The organism is Streptomyces sp. enrichment culture (assembly GCF_964273145.1).
In the GTDB taxonomy this organism is placed as follows: domain Bacteria; phylum Actinomycetota; class Actinomycetes; order Streptomycetales; family Streptomycetaceae; genus Streptomyces.
In genome coordinates this window covers 71276-87716 of the sequence record NZ_OZ186875.1, presented here as the reverse complement: position 1 = coordinate 87716, position 16441 = coordinate 71276, and the positions used below count along the sequence as shown (strand labels likewise).

General features: G+C 74.1%; 16 protein-coding genes. 3 read left to right on the top strand and 13 right to left on the bottom strand.

Annotated elements, in window-relative coordinates:
• Positions 1 to 24: 24 nt before the first annotated feature.
• Both ACSU6Z_RS29605 and ACSU6Z_RS29600 read right to left on the bottom strand, forming a co-directional pair.
• The gene (locus tag ACSU6Z_RS29605) at positions 25 to 453 is read right to left on the bottom strand and encodes an SgcJ/EcaC family oxidoreductase (RefSeq protein ID WP_437050709.1); all 429 of its coding nucleotides are present in this window, start codon (positions 451 to 453) and stop codon (positions 25 to 27) included.
• A 35-nt stretch (positions 454 to 488) separates the two neighbouring features.
• Complete coding sequence (locus tag ACSU6Z_RS29600; protein WP_437050707.1) at positions 489 to 1670, bottom strand: acyl-CoA dehydrogenase family protein; 1182 nt, start codon at positions 1668 to 1670, stop codon at positions 489 to 491.
• A gap of 211 nt (positions 1671 to 1881) precedes the next feature.
• Between ACSU6Z_RS29600 and ACSU6Z_RS29595 the strand changes: the two genes are divergently transcribed.
• Complete coding sequence (locus tag ACSU6Z_RS29595; RefSeq protein ID WP_437050706.1) at positions 1882 to 3462, top strand: 4-hydroxyphenylacetate 3-hydroxylase family protein; 1581 nt, start codon at positions 1882 to 1884, stop codon at positions 3460 to 3462.
• 35 nt (positions 3463 to 3497) lie between these two features.
• Here the strand turns inward: ACSU6Z_RS29595 and ACSU6Z_RS29590 are convergent, their stop codons facing one another.
• From ACSU6Z_RS29590 to ACSU6Z_RS29555, 8 genes are all read right to left on the bottom strand, one after another.
• The gene (locus tag ACSU6Z_RS29590) at positions 3498 to 5150 is read right to left on the bottom strand and encodes a thiamine pyrophosphate-binding protein (protein ID WP_437050704.1); all 1653 of its coding nucleotides are present in this window, start codon (positions 5148 to 5150) and stop codon (positions 3498 to 3500) included.
• Positions 5151 to 5232: 82 nt separating this feature from the next.
• Complete coding sequence (locus tag ACSU6Z_RS29585) at positions 5233 to 6231, bottom strand: class I SAM-dependent methyltransferase (RefSeq protein ID WP_437050703.1); 999 nt, start codon at positions 6229 to 6231, stop codon at positions 5233 to 5235.
• 130 nt (positions 6232 to 6361) lie between these two features.
• Positions 6362 to 6625, bottom strand: a complete 264-nt coding sequence (locus ACSU6Z_RS29580) for a DUF6059 family protein (RefSeq protein ID WP_437050702.1) — start codon at positions 6623 to 6625, stop codon at positions 6362 to 6364.
• Positions 6626 to 6635: 10 nt separating this feature from the next.
• Positions 6636 to 7529, bottom strand: a complete 894-nt coding sequence (locus tag ACSU6Z_RS29575; protein ID WP_437050700.1) for a prephenate dehydrogenase/arogenate dehydrogenase family protein — start codon at positions 7527 to 7529, stop codon at positions 6636 to 6638.
• A gap of 131 nt (positions 7530 to 7660) precedes the next feature.
• Positions 7661 to 8470, bottom strand: coding sequence for a TIGR03084 family metal-binding protein (locus ACSU6Z_RS29570; RefSeq protein ID WP_437050699.1), 810 nt, complete (start codon positions 8468 to 8470; stop codon positions 7661 to 7663).
• A 39-nt stretch (positions 8471 to 8509) separates the two neighbouring features.
• Entirely contained in the window at positions 8510 to 9550 is a 1041-nt protein-coding gene (locus ACSU6Z_RS29565; RefSeq protein WP_437050697.1) for a carboxymuconolactone decarboxylase family protein, read from the bottom strand.
• A 101-nt stretch (positions 9551 to 9651) separates the two neighbouring features.
• On the bottom strand, positions 9652 to 11319 hold the full coding sequence (locus ACSU6Z_RS29560; RefSeq protein ID WP_437050696.1) for an FAD-dependent oxidoreductase: 1668 nt from the start codon (positions 11317 to 11319) through the stop codon (positions 9652 to 9654).
• Positions 11316 to 11894 carry a DUF5987 family protein gene (locus tag ACSU6Z_RS29555; RefSeq protein WP_437050694.1) on the bottom strand — a complete coding sequence of 193 codons (579 nt, stop codon included), beginning with the start codon at positions 11892 to 11894 and terminating at the stop codon, positions 11316 to 11318. Before ACSU6Z_RS29555 ends, ACSU6Z_RS29560 begins: the two co-directional genes overlap by 4 nt.
• A 290-nt stretch (positions 11895 to 12184) precedes the next feature.
• Here ACSU6Z_RS29555 and ACSU6Z_RS29550 point away from each other — a divergent pair, with 290 nt between their 5' ends.
• Together ACSU6Z_RS29550 and ACSU6Z_RS29545 are read left to right on the top strand one after the other, a co-directional pair.
• A complete protein-coding gene (locus ACSU6Z_RS29550) occupies positions 12185 to 13249 on the top strand; it encodes a ParB/RepB/Spo0J family partition protein (RefSeq protein ID WP_437050693.1) in 1065 nt (354 codons plus the stop codon).
• Between the two features lie 41 nt (positions 13250 to 13290).
• Positions 13291 to 14016, top strand: coding sequence for a helix-turn-helix transcriptional regulator (locus ACSU6Z_RS29545; RefSeq protein ID WP_437050799.1), 726 nt, complete (start codon positions 13291 to 13293; stop codon positions 14014 to 14016).
• Positions 14017 to 14091: 75 nt separating this feature from the next.
• On the opposite strand, the gene ACSU6Z_RS29540 is transcribed toward ACSU6Z_RS29545, so the two are convergent.
• Genes ACSU6Z_RS29540 through ACSU6Z_RS29530 form a run of 3 tightly spaced genes read right to left on the bottom strand, consistent with a single transcriptional unit; the run spans position 14092 to position 16438 of the window.
• A complete protein-coding gene (locus tag ACSU6Z_RS29540; RefSeq protein WP_437050691.1) occupies positions 14092 to 15441 on the bottom strand; it encodes a cytochrome P450 in 1350 nt (449 codons plus the stop codon).
• Positions 15438 to 15983 carry a flavin reductase family protein gene (locus ACSU6Z_RS29535; RefSeq protein ID WP_437050690.1) on the bottom strand — a complete coding sequence of 182 codons (546 nt, stop codon included), beginning with the start codon at positions 15981 to 15983 and terminating at the stop codon, positions 15438 to 15440. Before ACSU6Z_RS29535 ends, ACSU6Z_RS29540 begins: the two co-directional genes overlap by 4 nt.
• Positions 15980 to 16438: an acyl-CoA thioesterase gene (locus ACSU6Z_RS29530; protein WP_437050688.1), complete on the bottom strand. Its 459-nt coding sequence runs from the start codon at positions 16436 to 16438 to the stop codon at positions 15980 to 15982. The genes ACSU6Z_RS29535 and ACSU6Z_RS29530 overlap by 4 nt, the downstream gene beginning before the upstream one ends.
• Between the last annotated feature and the right edge of the window lie 3 nt (positions 16439 to 16441).

Here is a 16441-nt window from a genome sequence, read left to right as displayed (position 1 = left end):
CCTCTCTCGCGGATGCGCGGGCCGTCAGGCGGCGTGACGGGGGCTGTTCTGGTACGCGGCCAGGAACCACCGCCCGTCGCGCTTGACGACGACCCAGGAGGCGTGGACGGCGCGTTCGGCGCTCGGCTCGCTCTCGCCGGGGGCGAGGATGCCGCCCCGGGTGATCAGGATCCCCGACTCGCCGTTGGCGAAGCGCAGGTCGACGGGGGTGCCGATGACGCGGGTGCCCTTGAAGGGGCCCTGGAACGCCTCGGCCATGAAGGCCCGGATGCTGTCGCGGCCCCGCTGGAGGACCCCCGGGATGATCATGGATCCGTCGGGGGTGAAGACCTCGGCGAAGGCGTCCGCGTCGTGCGCGGCCCAGGCCTCGACGATGCGCTGCGGCAGCGCGGCGACGGCGGCCTTGTCCTCGTCGGTCACGGCGGCGGTGGTCTGGACGGTCTGCGCGCTCATGTGCTGCTCCTGGAGTGGTCGGTCGGCAAGGGGACTCAGATGTAGAGGGTGTTGGGCTCGAGACCGCACAGGACCCGGCCGTACAGCTCGTTGTTGGTGTCCGGGTTCATCAGCGCGTGCAGGCTGACGGCCTGGATGTCGCGGCTGATGCGCTGCATGGGGACGTCGCGGTAGATCGAGGAGCCGCCGGAGGCCGCGGCGAGGATGCCGACGGCCTCCTTGGCGAGGCGGACCACGGCGCCCATGTCGGCGCGGGCGCGCGCCCGCTCCTCGAGGGTGAACTCCTCGCCGGCCAGGCCCTTGGCGTCGACGAGGCCGGCCAGGCGGTGGGCGTGGAACTCGGCCTGGTCGGTCTTCAAGGTGGCCTCGGCCACCTGGTGGTGGGTCAGCGGGGCCTCGGCCTGGCTCCGGTAGGCGGTGTAGGTCAGGGTGCGGCCGGGCAGCCGCTCGAAGAAGACGTCGCGCGCGGCACGGGCGAGACCGAGGGCGGTGCCGACCGAGGAGACGGCGGCGACCGGCAGCAGCGGGACCCGGTAGACCGGGCTCTGGGCGTTCCGTTCGGAGGCGTACCGGCCCTGCAGGATCGCCGGGAGCGGGATCACCCGCTCCTGCGGGACGAAGACGTCCCGGGCGACGGTGCTGACGCTGCCCGTGCCGCACAGGCCGGAGGTGTCCCAGTCGTCGACGATCTCCAGGTCGGACATCGGGACGAGCGCCATCACCGGCAGGTGCTGCCCGTCGGGCAGCTCCCGGACGGCGATGATCTCCTGCCAGTGGGCGTGCCGGGCCCCGCTGACGAAGCCCCACGTGCCGTTGACGACGATGCCCCCCTCGGCCGCGACGGCCCGCGCCGACGGGCTGAGGGTGCCGCAGATGCGCACGTCGGGGGTGGCGAACACCTCGTCCTGGACGCTGTCGGGGAACAGGCACGCCATGAAGGTGGGGATCCAGTAGACCGACGTCGTCCAGGCGGCTGCCCCGTCGGCGCGGCCGAGTTCGGCGCCGACCTCGACCAGGGTGCGGGTGTCCGCCTCGTAGCCGCCGTAGCGCTTGGGCACGCGCAGCCGGAACAGGCCCGCCCCGGCCAGCGCCTCGACCGTCTCGTCCTGCAGCCGCCGGTCCTGCTCCGCCTGCGCGGCGTTCTTCTTCAGGAGCGGGGCCAGTGCGGCGGCGCGCTGCACCAGGTCCGCTCGCGTGGGGACGTCGGCGGTGAGCATCGTGGGTCCTCCCAAAGGGTCACGCGGGTGTCGGTCGTCGAAGCGGACCGTTTCGCATCCCCGACGCTCACACCGCGGCGGTGCGCGGGGCACCTTCCTTCTTGCGCAGTCGCGGTGGTCGCCGCGACTTCGGCACGTCGGGGCCTTGGGCCGGCCGCTCGCGCACGCAGCAAGAAGCCCCGGGCACCCGGCGGCTGCCACGATGAGGCGCATGACCGATCAGCAGCACGGCCGAACGGGCGACCCCCAGGCGCGGGGGACGCGTCCGTTGACGGGCGAGGAGTACGTGGAGAGCCTGCGCGACGACCGCGAGGTCTACCTGTACGGGGAACGCGTCGAGGACGTCACCGCGCACCCCGCCTTCCGCAACCCGGTGCGGATGACCGCCCGGCTGTACGACGCGCTGCACGACCCGGCCCACCGCGGCGTGCTCACCACCGCGACCGACACCGGCAGCGGCGGCTACACCCACCGCTTCTTCACCACCCCCCGCAGCGCCGAGGACCTGGTCGCCGACCAGGGGGCCATCGCGGCCTGGTCCCGGATGAGCTACGGCTGGATGGGGCGCAGCCCCGACTACAAGGCCGCCTTCCTCGGCACGCTCGGCGCCAACGCCGACTTCTACGCCCCCTTCTCCGACAACGCGCGCCGCTGGTACCGCGAGTCGCAGGAGAAGGTCCTGTACTGGAACCACGCGATCGTGCACCCGCCGGTCGACCGCGGCCGTCCGGCCGACGAGGTGGCGGACGTCTTCGTCCACGTGGAGAAGGAGACCGACGCGGGCCTGGTGGTCAGCGGCGCGAAGGTGGTCGCCACCGGTTCGGCGCTCACCCACCACAACTTCATCGCGCACTACGGCCTTCCGGTCAGGAGGAAGGAGTTCGCGCTGGTCGCCACGGTGCCCACCGGCGCGCCCGGGGTGAAGCTGATCTGCCGTCCGTCGTACACGGCGATGTCCGCCGTGATGGGCAGTCCCTTCGACTATCCGCTCTCCTCGCGGCTGGACGAGAACGACACGATCCTCGTCCTGGACAAGGTGCTGATCCCGTGGGAGGACGTCTTCGTCTACGGCGACACGGCGAAGATACAGATGTTCTCGGGGCAGTCGGGTTTCCTGGAGCGCTTCACCTTCCACGGCTGCGTGCGCCTGGCCGTGAAGCTGGAGTTCCTCGCCGGCGCGCTGGCCAAGGCGCTGGAGATCACCGGGGCACAGGACTTCCGGGGCGTGCAGACGCGCCTGGGTGAGGTGCTCGCCTGGCGGAACCTGTTCTGGGGGCTGTCGGACGCCGCGGCGCGCAACCCGGTCCGGTGGCGGGGCGGGGCGGTGCTGCCCAACCCGCAGTACGGCATGGCCTACCGCTGGTTCATGCAGATCGGGTACCCCCGCATCAGGGAGATCGTCCAGCAGGACGTCGCCAGCGGTCTGATCTACCTCAACTCCAGCGCCGAGGACTTCAGGAACCCGCGGATCCGCCCGTACCTCGACAAGTACGTGCGCGGTTCGAACGGCGTCGACGCCGTCGAACGCGTCAAGGTCCTGAAACTGCTGTGGGACGCGGTGGGCACCGAGTTCGGCGGGCGGCACGAGCTGTACGAGCGCAACTACTCGGGCAATCACGAGAACGTCCGCACCGAGCTGCTGTTCGCCCAGACGGCGAGCGGGCAGATCGACGACTACAAGGCGTTCGTCGAGCAGTGCCTGTCCGAGTACGACCTGGACGGCTGGACGGTTCCCGACCTCGACTCCTTCCCCGGGCTGCGCGACGCCCGGACCGGCCTGCTGGGCGGCTGAGCCGCGGCGCCGGAACGGGGGCGCGGCCCAGCCGCTCAGGAGCGGCCCAGCATGTCGGCCAGGAACGGCGCGACCACGCCGGGCACCACCTTGCAGTCCAGGACCAGGGTGCCCGGGCAGCCGCGCTCCCGCCACGCGCGCACCGCGCCGAGGTCGCCGGTGCCCCGCACGGTGACTGCCGTGGCGCCCAGGGCGCGGGCCACCGCGGCGAAGTCGGTGTCGGCGAAGGACATCGTCGCCGGGTCGGCGCCGCGCGGCGCGTACATGTGCGCCTCGAAGCCGTACGCCGCGTCGTCGTAGACCACCACGAGCGCCGGCCGGCCCGACCGCACCAGCGTGTCCAGCTCGGGCAGCCCCATCAGCGCGCCGCCGTCGCCCACCGCCGCCACGGTCAGGCGGTCGGGCCGCCCCACCGCCGCGCCGACCGCGCCGGCCAGGCCCAGGCCGATGCTCTGGAAGGCGGCGCCCGTGAAGACCAGGCCCGCCGGGTCGGGCACCGGCCAGTACATCGCGGGCCAGGCGATGAAGTGCCCGCCGTCCAGTACCACGGTGCGCTCCTTCGGCAGCAGCGCGGCCAGTTCCCGCGTCAGGGTGCGCGGGTCGATCCGGTCGGCGGTGGACGCGTCCCGGTGAGCGGTGTCCGCCCATCCGGCCCGCGCCCGCTCCACGGCCGCGGCGCGCCGCGTTCGCCAGTCCGATGCGGGAAGTGCCCGCCGCCCGGCCTCGTCGAGCAGCCGTACGGCGACGGCGTGGGCGTCGCCGCGCACGACGAGGTCGGCCCGCCGGGCCCCGGCCCGTCCGTCCAGGTCGACCTGGACGACGGTGGCCGCCGGGTCGAGGATCCGCCCGCCGTGCAGGGTGAAGGTGTCCAGGCTCGCGCCGAAGGCGACGACCACGTCGGCCTCGCCCATCAGCGCGGCCGCGGCCGGCGCGGCGAAGCCGCCGCAGACCCCCAGCGACCAGGGGCTGTCGTGGAACATCCCGCTCGCCATGACGGTCGTCGCGAACAGGGCGCCGAGGCGGTCGCCGAGCTCCCGGAGGATCTTGCCGGCGCCGCAGTGCCAGGCTCCGAGCCCGGCGAGCAGCAGGGGGCGGCGGGCCCCGGCCAGGGCGGCGAGGGCCTCGTGCAGCGCCCGGCCGTCCACGGCCGGTGGCGTGCCCGTCCCGGCCCGGGCCGGGGCGCTCGGGGCGTTCCCGCCGAGCGAACGGTCGATCAGGTCGCCCGGCAGGAAGAGGGCGACGGGGCGGCGTCCGGACCGGGCCAGGCGCACGGCCTCGGCGGTGTCCGCGCGGGCCGTCGCCGTCTCGGTGAGCCGGACGACCCGGACGCCGAGCGCGGCCATGAGCGCGCTCTGGTCGATGTCGTGCGGCCTCGGCCCGCTCACCGGCGCGTCGCCGCACAGCAGGACCACCCCGCTGCGGTTCTTGGCCGCGTCCGCCAGCGCGGTGACGGTGTTGGCGATGCCGGGCCCGTGCGTCGTGGTGCAGAGCGCGACCTCGCCGGTCGCCCGGAAGTAGGCGTCGGCCATGGCCATGGCCCCGCCCTCGTGCCGGGCCGCCGTGTAGTGCACGCCTGCCGCCGTGAGGGCGGCGGTGGCCAGGATGTTCCCGCCGCCCACCACCCCGAACGCGTGGCGGATGCCACCGGCGGCAAGGGTCTGCCCGACGGCCTGCGCGAGTGTGGTCATGCGTGGCTCCATGGGTTGCGTGGAACAACTTGCCGAGGGGGGAGGGGGCGCCGCGCGAGGGCGGCGCCCGGCCGCCCGCCGGTCAGGCGAGTTCGAAGACGACCTCGCCGACGGTCATCTCGATGCGGTTGGTGCGCACCAGTTCCCAGCCGCCCTCGGCGAAGACCGACTCCCAGTCCTCCACGGTGGGCAGGAAGGTGCCCATCAGGTCGTGGCCGAGCTCGAAGCCGAGTGTGAAGACGGGCAGTTCGGTGTCGGGCAGCGCGGTACGGGTGGCGTCGCCAATCAGCAGGCGCCGGGCCGCGGGGAAGACCTCCCGCAGCCGGCGCAGCGTGGCCACGCAGTTCTCCCGGGGCCAGAAGTCGTGGCCCATCATGAAACAGGTGAGCAGCTCGACGTCGGCGTACTCGGGGCGGGGATCGAGACGGAGCACGTCGCCCCGGACGAACTCGGCGCGGTCGGCGAACCCGGCCTCGGCCGCCTCCTTCCTGGCCACCTCCAGGGAGGGCTGCGCGATGTCGATGCCGACGCCCGTCGTACCCGGGTGGCGGTCGAGGATCTGCATCAGGCGCGCGCCGCTGCCGCACCCGAGATCCGCGACGCGGGAGAGGGGAAAGTCCACCCGGTCCATGGCGGCCCAGAAGGTGGGCGCGTAGGTGACCTGGTCGATCTCCCGGCAGGCGTAGGCGATGGCGGCGGCGTCCCGCTGGTAGTAGTCGCCCGTGCGGTTCTCGGTGCGCAGCACGGAGGGCATCTGCCGGAACAGCTCGGCGCTGCCCCGGGTGAGCCAGTGGAAGAACGCCTTGCTGCGGTACATCTCGTCGAAGCCGTCGAGGGTGCGGACCTCGGTGCCCTCGCGCCGTACCAGTCCGACCGCCGCGAGGGCGCGGAAGAGACCGGTGGTCGACTGGGGGTCGAGGCCGGTGCGCGCGGCGAAGTCCGCCGTGTCCAGGGTCCTGGTGCGGTGCAGCTCCTCCAGCGCGCCGATCTCCCAGGCCGCGGCGATCGCCCAGGCCGCCACCGCGGAGTTGTAGAGGGAGGCGATGCCGCGCGCTTCGCCCTGTGCGATGTCAACAGTCACTGCTCTGCACCTCGTCATCCGGACGGTCCAGGGGTCGGTCACCTGCGCTCCATGCTTCAAGCGGGGCGAGCGGGGGGCATCTTTGACGTTGCTCTGCCCGCCCGCGCCCCGCGCGGGCAACCGGCAGCGGTCAACGCGTCAGCTGCCGTTCCGGGGCGCGCTCCAGCGGGCTCAGGGGCAGGCCGCTCAGGGGCAGGCCGCTCAGGTGCTCCGGACGGCCGGGCGAAGGCTCGTCCGCCACCGCGGTGCCGAGCGCGTGCGGCGACGCGCCGATCCACAGCCAGCCGAAGCCGGACAGGCACTCGTAGGCGGACCGTGCCAGCCGCCTGGCCAGGTACGGCGCGGGGACGGCTGGCCGGCTGCCGGCGGCGGGCGGCGGGTTCGCGGGGGTCACGGACCGACCGTCACATCCGGCCGCCGGCCGGCGCATCTCGCAGCGTGCGCCGTTCACCGGACCGCTGCAGCGCGCGCTGTCCGCGCCGGCCCTGCTGGAGGGTCGGTGCGAGTTCCAGGGGCGCGCAGGCGTCGCCCTCGCGCAGGATGGCGGCAGCCCGGGCGAGCTGGCCGGCGACCCGGTCCAGGACGTCGGCCACCGGGCCCGCGTTGTGGGCCAGGACGTCGCTCCACAGCCACGGGTCGCCGCCGGCGCCGCGCAGCGCGTCGCGCAGTCCGTCGTCGGCCAGGTCCAGGAACGCCTCGGAGCTGTCGGCGAACCGGGTGGCGAGGGCGGCGGCGACCAGGTGCGGGGCGTGGGACAGTTCGGCGACGACGCGGTCGTGGGCGGGGGGTGTCAGGTCCACCCGGTGCGCCCCGCACGCCGCGATCAGCGCGTCCACCGTCTCCAGCGCCCAGCCGGGCGTGGTCTCGTACGGGCACACCGCCCAGGGCCGGCCCGTGAAGCGGCCGGCGTCCGCGGCGCCCCGGCCCGGGGCGTCGGGGCCGGCCAGGGGGTGTCCGGGCACGTACCCCTTGAGATCGCAGCCGCGCAGCTCCGCCTCCGCGCACACGGTGTCCTTCGCGGCGGCCGTGTCGGTGTAGACGTGCCCCAGTCCCCTGCTCTGCGCGCTGTGCAGGGTGTCGACGACGGCCGACGGCGCGGTGGCGACGACGACGAGGTCGGCGGGCGCCAGCGCGGGGTTCCAGGCGGTCCCGGCGCCCAGGGCCACGGCTTCGGCCAGCGGCTGCGGATCGTCGTCGCTCAGGGCGACCCGCACGCCGGCGGTGGTCAGGGCGAGGGCGACCGAGGTGCCGGTGGTGCCGCAGCCGATGACGACGGCGGTGCGCAGGGTGGTGGTCATGGAGGGCTCCTCGCGGCGAACGGCCGGGCGGCCTCGGTGGGTGGGTCGCGGTCCGCGGGCGGGCGGCGGGTCCGGGTCCGGCCGCCCGTGCGGTGGGGGGGGCCGCCCGCGCGGTGGGGGCGGCCGGCTGCTCAGTGGTCGCGGCCCCGGTGGGCGAACTGGCCGGGCCGGCGGCCCTCGCCGGCGGGGCCGCGGTAGGCCTGGGCGATGTCCAGCCAGCGGTCGGCCTCGGTGCCGGTGGCGACGAGGGCGAGGTCGTCGCGGTGGCGGCGGCGGGTGACCAGGAGGCAGAAGTCCTCGGCAGGCCCGGTGATCTTGTTCCCGGCGTCTTCGGGGCCGTACGCCCACACCTCGCCGTTCGGTGCCGTCACCTCGATGCGGAACGGGTCGGCCGGCGGGGTCAGGCCCCGGGAGAGGTAGCCGAAGTCCCGGGTGAGGGAGGCGAAGAAGACCAGGTGGCGCAGGCGCCCGGTGGGCTCGCGGCGGACACCGAGCGCGTCGGCGATGTCCTGTCCGTGGCCGAAGACCTCCATGATCCCGGCGGAGGCGAGGACGGCCGGCGGCAGCGGGTTGACCAGCCACGGCACGACCTGGTCCGCGGGGACGGCGGCGAGCGCGCCGACGGACCTCTCGCCCAGGGCGCGGAAGCGGGCGAGGAGTTCGGCGGGCGGGAAGGCGTTGAACTGCTTGAGGGCGGCGTCGACGGCGGCGTCGAAGTCGCCGGCGGCGCCGGCGGCGAGTCCGGCGAAGGCCTCGGGGTCGGAGGCGGCGGTGCCGGCCAGGTGGAAGATGAAGGTCAGGTGGGCGATCTGGTCGGCGATGCTCCAGCCCGGGGCGGGGGTGGGGGTGTGCCAGGCCCGCTCGTCCAGGTTCTCGACCAGGCGGGCGGTCTCCTCGATGTCGGTGGCGAGGTCCTTCACGACGTCGTTCAGCGTGCTCATGGTCTCTCCTTCGGCGGGATGCGCGGTCGGGGCCGCCGGTCAGCGGGCGGCGGGTGTCGTGGGGCGGGCGGGTTTGCCGAGGCGGGTGCCGATGCGGACGGCGGCGGTGAGCGCCGCCCAGGAGGCGAGCTCCACCAGTTCCCGGTCGCCGGGGTGCAGGGCGCGGAACGCCGCGATGTCCGCGTCGGTGGTCTGGGAGGGGTTGAGGGCGACGAGGAGGGCCAGCCGGGCGGTGGGCAGGTGGCCGGCGGCGAGGGGGGCGGTGGCGGTGTCCAGCCAGGCGCGGCTCGGGCCGGGTACGGTGCCCTCGCGCAGGGCGAGTTCGGCGTGCAGCAGCGCGCGGACGGCCTCGGGGACCCAGCGCCCGGCGGCGGCGTCGACGGAGGCGACGGCGCGGGCGAGGGCACCGGCGACGGCCGGGCTGTCCTTCGCCCAGCCGAGTCCGGCCGGCAGCGGCGCGGCCGGCAGCAGGCCCAGCGAGGCGCCGGGTGTCACGGTCGTGGCGGTGTCGGGGCGCATGGCGCGGGCGACCATCCGCATCACCGGGGCGCGGCCCGCGGACGGTGCCGCGCCGGGGACGGGCGAGTCGGGCAGGAAGAGCCGCACCATCCGGTTGAGGTAGTGGAAGGTGACGGCGGTGCCGAGGATCTCGGGGGCCTGGGCCGCGTCGAAGGGCGGCTCCCCGCCGCTCGCGCCGGGGAGCCCGCCGCCGCGGTACGCCCACCGGGCGAGCGGGGCGTGGCCGCCGGCGCCGGGCAGGGTGGTGAGCTTGGCTTCGTGGACCTCGACGCAGTACGGGCAGTCGTTGGCCCGGGAGACCGCGGTGGCGACCGCCTCCTTGGCGGCCCGGCTCACCCGGCCCTCGGCGAGGAGGGTCTCGCGCAGCAGCAGCCATGAGGCGGCGAGCGCCTCGGGCGCCGGCGAGTGCAGGGCCAGGGGCGGGGCGACGACGCCGAACTCGCGCCGGGCCTGGGCGTAGACCTCGGCCACCAGGCCGCGGGCCTCGGTCTGGTGGACGGCCGCGATGTGCCGGATCTGCTTCAGGGAGCCCTTCAGCAGGGTTCTTACGAGCGGTCGCACCGCCGCCTCCTGGTTCGGATACGAGTTGTGTGAAGCAACTCAGAGGTCACGTGCAAGGTTTCGTGAAGCAACTCAACAGCGCCCAAAACCGTGCCGGGGCGTCAGACGCCGGCGAGCTGGTCGCGCCTGAGCAGGGGCAGCACCCCCTTGCGTCCGCCGGTGTGGCCGGCGGGGGCCGGGGCGCCGTAGGTGACCTCCACTCCCCTGGCCCGGGCGGCGGCCACGATGTGCGGCACGGCCCGCTCGGCGACGGCGGCGATGGTCATGGCCGGGTTGACGGTCAGGGCGCAGGGGACGGCGGAGCCGTCGGTGACGAAGATGCCGGCGTGGCCGCGCAGTTCGTTGGTGTCGTCCAGCGCCGAGGTGCGCGGGTCGTCGCCCATGCGGCAGGAGGCCAGCGGGTGGACGGTGTAGGCGCCGACCAGGTCGTTGGTCCACGGCATCACCTTCGCCAGGCCGTCCTTCTCCAGGATCTCCTTCACGTCGGCGTCGGCCTGGTTCCAGCCGTGCCAGGTGTTCTCCGTCGGCTTGTACGACAGGTTGCCGCGGCCGAGCATCTGCTGGGAGATCCGGTGGGAGTTGCCGGTGGCCGGCGGCGGCCCGAAGACGCCCTCGTTGTCGTCCTCGGTCATGCAGAAGATCGTCAGCCAGGACTTCCAGTTCCTCAGGATCTCCTTCTTCTCCCTGCCGAACCAGGTGGGCCCCGTGGCGTCGGGCGCCTGCGCGAGGATGGTGCCCAGGCCCGGCGGGAAGTAGAGCTGTTCCAGGGAGTAGCGGGAGTACTCCGGCAGGGAGCCGTCGAGCTTGTCCCAGCTGGCCACGGTCGGGCCCCTGCCGATGGCGTTGGCGCCGTAGGGCGGGTTGCCGTCGCCGCGGCTCAGGCCGAGGACCTCGGCGACCTTGTCCTCGTCGAGGACGGCCGTGTTGAGGCGCTCGCCGTTGCCGGAGAAGTAGCGGCCGACGGCGTGCGGCATCGTGCCGAGGTGGGCCTCGCTGCGCTGCAGGATGACGGGGGTGGCGCCGGCGCCCGCCGCCAGTACGACGATCTTGGCCTCGATGACGCCGGAGCCGGTGTGCAGGCGGTAGTCCTCGTCGTCGACGACGTCGTAGTGGACCCGGTAGCCGCCGTCGGCGGTCCGCGTCAGGTACTGCACCTCGTGCAGCGGGCGGATCTCGGCGCCGTGGGCGACGGCGGCCGGGAGGTAGTTGGTGGTGAGCGACCGCTTCGCCTCGAACCGGCAGCCGGCCATCATGAAGTTGCAGTTGACGCACCTGGAGTTGTCGACCGCGGCGGCGAGCGGGTTGGCGGTGCGCCCGGCGTGGTCGCAGGCCGCGGCCCACAGGCCGCCCGCGTAGGAGGCCTCGCCCCAGTCGGGCCTGCCGACCGACAGGGACTCCTCGATGCGGTCGTACCAGGGGTCGAGGGTGTCGCGGCTGATCGCCCCGGGCCACATCCGGCGGCCGATGCTGCCGCGCCGTTCGAAGACGAACCGGGGGGCGCGCGGCATGGCCGCGAAGTAGACGACGCTGCCGCCGCCGACGCAGTTGCCGCCCAGCACGCTCATGCCGTCGCCGACGACGAAGTCGAAGATGCGCGTGTAGGAGGAGCCGAGCTTGTAGTCGTGCTCGAACTCGTCGTTCTCCAGCCAGGGCCCGCGCTCCAGGACGGTGACCTTGGCGCCGCCGGCGGCCAGGTGGTAGGCGGCGATCGCACCGCCGAAGCCGCTGCCGACGACCAGGACGTCGGTCTTTTCCGTGGCGTTGCTCATGCGGGACTCCCGGTGGGGGTCGTGTCGGGGTGGGGTCGGGCGAGCCGGCGTCCGTAGCCGGAGTTCTCGAAGCGCCACAGTCCGTCGGCGTCCGGCCGGGTGATGCCCATGTCCGTCAGGCCCGGGTGGCCGGCCGCGAGCGCGTCGGCGGTGTGCAGGTGGGCGGCGGAGTCGTAGGCCATGTTGCAGAACAGGGAGAGCAGGACCCAGAAGTCCTTCTCCGGGTGGCCGGGCGTGGTCAGTTCCTGGATGAGGCGGGCGCGCTCGTCGTAGGACAGGGAGACGAACGGCGGCACCGTCGGGTCGAGGGCGAGGCCGGCCTTCTCGGCGTGGGCCCTGGCGTGGCCGTTGACCCGGTCCGCCAGGTCCTCCAGGCCGTCGTGGATCCCGGTGGCGTCCCAGCGGAGCAGGTCCAGGGCCCCGGAGGCGACCGCGCCGCCGCCGGTGCTGACCCCGGCGATCGCCCGGTCCCCGGGCCAGCGCTTCTCCCCCGGGACGATGGTGTCGGCGTAGGCCTCGAGCGTGAGGGTGGCCTCGGGCCCGATGTCGACCTTCCGCTCGGGAATTCTTCTCACTGCGGGCAACGGAGCCTCCGGTCTGGTTCTCGGCTGTTCCTGATGGCGTGAGAAGAAGCTAGGAGCGGTAAGTCTTTTCAAACAACCAACTTCCGGGCGTTTGCCCGAACATGTGCGCGCCCATCGATTCGCCAAAGTCGCCGCAACGGATCCCGCCCGCCCCAGAAAAAAACAGGACGTTCACTATTCTCTCGGCGGAGGCATTCCCCCGTAACCGCCGGACCCCTTCCGCGACGGCGACGGGGGCATTCCGGCACGCCTCCGTCTCGACCGTGGGGGGAAGGGGAGAGGTGAACAGCGACGACAGATCTCTGGCACTGCCGGCCCACTTCACGCACCGGGTGCGCATCGAGGCACTGCGGCCCGCCGACTCACCGCGCCTGAACGGCGTCGACGAGGCCCACGTACGACGCCTCGCCGACATCTACGCCACACTGCCGCCGGTCCTCGTCCACCGCGCGACCATGCGCGTGATCGACGGGATGCACCGCGTCGCCGCGGCCGCCGCCAAGGGCCTCACCTCCGTGGAGGTGCAGTACTTCGACGGCGCGGAGGAGGACGCGTTCCTCCGGTCGGTGACGGCCAACGTCGCCCACGGCCTGCCGCTGTCCACGGCCGACCGCAAGGCGGCCGCCGAACGCATCCTGCGCTTCAGCCCCGACCTCTCCGACCGGGCCGTCGCCGCCTACACCGGACTGGACGCCAAGACGGTGGCCTCGGTCCGCCCCGGTTCAACCGCGGAATCCCCGCGGCCGAACATCCGGATCGGGGCCGACGGCCGCGCCCACCCCCTCGACCGCACGGCCGAGCGGATCCGGGCCGCCGAGCTGATGACCCGCCGCCCCGACCTGCCCCTGCGGGCCATCGTGAAGGAGACCGGCCTGTCCCTGGGGACGGCCCACGACGTGCGCCGGCGGCTGCTGCGCGGTGAAGCCCCCGTCCCCGCCGGCCGCCGGCGCACACCGGCACCCGGGCCCGCCCGCCAGGAGCAGGCCGGCCCACCGGAGCCGCCCGGTGCGGCCGGTGCCCCCCCGGGCGCCGGCCGCACCCGCGGCCCGCTGGAGACCCTGCGGCGCCTGGCCGGCGACCCGTCGCTGCGGCACTCCGAGTCCGGACGGCGCTTCCTGCGCTGGCTGCACACCCACTTCGTGCTCGACGAGGCATGGCGGCAGCAGGCCGGCGCGGTGCCCCCGCACTGCACCGACACCGTCGCGGAACTGGCACTGCAGTGCGCGGGCGCCTGGAAGCGGTTCGCCGAGGAGCTCGCCAGACGGCGGCTGTCCGACGCCGCCCCCACCCGGACCCGTCCGCCGGGCCCCGGCGGGGCGCATCTCAACGACAGGGAGAAACGGTGACCACCGCCATCGAAGCCGCCGTTCTGCGGGTGATCGATGAAATGCGCGCGAACCTCGGACAGGAACTGACCATCGACGACATGGCCCGCACGGCCATGTTCAGCAAATTCCATTTCACCCGGGTGTTCCGCGAGGTGACAGGCACCTCCCCCGGGCGTTTCCTCTCCGCGCTCAGGCTCCAGGAGGCCAAACGCCTCCTCCTCGAAACGGATTACAGCGTCGCCGACATCAGCAGCCAGGTCGGGTACAGCAGCGTGGGCACGTTCAGCTCGCGCTTCAAGTTCTGCGTCGGCGTCTCCCCGAGCATGTTCCGGGAACTGGAGGGATTCACCCGCGCCATCGGACAGGGCGAGCAGGAGCCGGCCGGCGGCACCTCCGGCGCGACGCTGCGCGGACGGGCGCAACTGCTCGACGGACGGGCGCCCGGCCGCTGCTTCGTCGGGCTGTTCCCCGCGCCCGTCCCCCAGGGACAGCCGGTGTGCTGCGCGGTCCTGGACGGGCCCGGCCCGTTCGAGCTGTGCGACGTCCCGGCCGGCACCTGGCACATCCTGGCGCACTCCGTCCCGTACGGCCACGAGCACCTGCCCTCCGGCGCCGGCGCCGAGGACGTGGTCTCCGTCGGCAGTTACGGGCCGGTGACCGTGCGGGAGGACACGCTGCTGATGCCCGCGGAGATCGTGCTGCGCCCCCTGGACGCCCTGGACCCGCCGGTGCTGATGGCACTGCTCGACCTGCGCGGCAGCACGCTGGAGCGCATCGCCGGCTGACCGGGCACCGGCGGGGCGGGCACGGTGACCGTGCCCGCCCCGCCGGGGCCCGCGGGCCGCGCCGCCGGCCGCGGCTCAGTCCACCGGGCGGACCGTCATCGGCAGTCCGCCCCGCATCCGCAGCGACATCATCGGCTCGGCGACGCCCCGGTGCCCGGGCACCACGGACAGGTCCAGGTCCCGGCTGACGAGCGCGGTGACGAACACCGCCTCCATCATCCCCAGGTTGCTTCCGATGCAGAACCGCGGCCCCGCGCCGAAGGGGATGTACGCGTAGCGGTGCCGGTGCGCCACGCGCGAGGCGTCGAAGCGGTCCGGGTCGAACCGCTCCGGTTCGTCCCACAGGTCCGGGTGGCGGTGCAGGGTGTACGGGCACACCAGCACGTCGGCGCCGGCCGGCACGTCGAAACCGCCGACCTCGTCGGGCCCCCGGGCGATGCGCGGCAGGATCCACACCGGCGGGTACAGCCGCATCGCCTCCTGCACGGCCTGCGTGGTGTACGTCAGCTTGTGCAGGTCCCCGGCCTCCGGCAGGCGGCCGCCGGCCAGCACCGCACGCGCCTCCTCGCGCACCAGGTCCCGCACGTGCGGGTGGCGGGCGAGCAGCAGCAGGGTCCAGCCGAGCGTGCTGGCCGTCGTCTCGTGACCGGCCAGCAGCAGGGTGACCAGTTCCTCCCGCAGGAGCCGGCGGGCCGACGCCGGGTCCCCGCGCCCGCGGGCGGCGAGGATCATCCGGGCGAACGCGTCCTCGGCGCCGTCCCCGTCCGCAAGGCGCGCGCTGCGGTCGGCGACCAGCTCGTCCACGGTGCGGGCCAGCTCCCGGCGGGCCCGGCGGAAGCGCCGCTGCGTGGCGAACGGCACCCACGTCGGCACCAGGCCCTGGGTGACCATGTCGAACATGGCCTGGTCCTGGACGGCCTCGAAGGCGTGGGCGATGCCGCCGCGCCCGTCCAGACGGGTGTCCATGAGGGTGCGCCCGAGCACTCCGAGGGTGAGCCCGGTGACCTCCCGCAGGACGTCGACGGGGGTGTCCCCGGCACGCCGGCGCAGCAGCTCCACCAGCCGGGCGGCCTCCTCGGCCACGGCCCCGGCCTGGGCGGTGATCCGGCCCGGTCGGAACGCGGGCTGCACCGTGCGGCGCTGGGCGCGCCACAGCTCGCCCTCGCTGGTGAGCAGGCCGTCGCCGAGCGCCTTGCGGGACTCCACCAGGCCGATGCCCTTGTGGTAGTTGGCGGCGTTGTCGGCCAGGACGTGCTTGGCGTAGTCCGGGCGGTTGAAGACGTACAGCTTCTTCGGCCCCATGCGGACGCGGACGGCGTCGGACAGCGCGGCCGCCTCCCGCATCATGCCGAGCCGGTCGGCCGCCAGCTTGCGCAGCAGGCCGGGCAGCGCCCGCACGGGCGGCCCGGGCGGATGGACGCTCATGCGCGCTCCCCTTCCCCGGGTGCGGCGAGCCGCCGGAAGCGGCCGCCGTGGAAGACCAGTGGTTCGCGGCCCGGCAGGTCGTCCAGGGCGAGCACCCGGCCGACGTGGACGGTGTGGTCGCCGCCGTCGTACGCCCGCCACCTGGCGCATTCGAAGTGGGCGGCGGCCCCCGCGATCAGCGGGGCGCCGGCCATCTCGCCGGGCAGCCAGTCCACGGCGTCGAACTGCGCGGATCCCGGGGGGCGGGAGCGGTCGGCGAAGTGCCGGGCCACGTCCTCCTGCCCGGCGCCGAGGACCGACACCGCGAAGGTGTCGGCCTCGGCGAGGACCCGGTTCATCTGGGCGTCGTTGCCGACGCACAGCAGCACCAGGGCGGGGTCCAGCGACACCGAGGTGAAGGAGTTGGCGGTCATCCCCCGCGGGTGTGCCCCGCCGACCGTCACGACGGTCACACCGGTGGCGAAGGACCCGAGGGCCCGCCGCAGCCGCGCGGGATCGCCGGCGGCGGCGTCCCGCGGCGGCGCGGCGGCCAGGGTTCTCATGCCGCCCGCCCCGTCAGCACGCGGCCGTGGACGGTGTACGGCTCCAGGGCGCGGGCCAGGGCCTCGGGGATGCGCGCGGGCACGGTGTCGGTGTTCGGCCCGCGCATGCACGCGATCCGCTGGCGCCCGCGGGCCACGAGCACCTCCGCCCCGCCGGTCACCTTGACGTAGTCGAAGGTGAACTCCAGTTGCGTCTGCCCCAGTTCGGACAGCCGCATCCGGATGGACAGCTCGTCGAAGGCGGTGATCTCGGCGAAGAACTCGCAGTCCACCTTCAGCGTGAACAGCTTCAGGTCGGCCTGCACCTCGGCCAGCACCTCCGGTGCCCTCCGGTGCAGGAACAGCTCCCGGCACCGGCCCTGCCAGCGCAGGTAGTTCACGTAGTAGACGTTGCCGACCAGGTTGGTCTCCTCGAAACCGACCGTGTGCCGGTACTCGAAGTAGTCCTCCGCCATGTC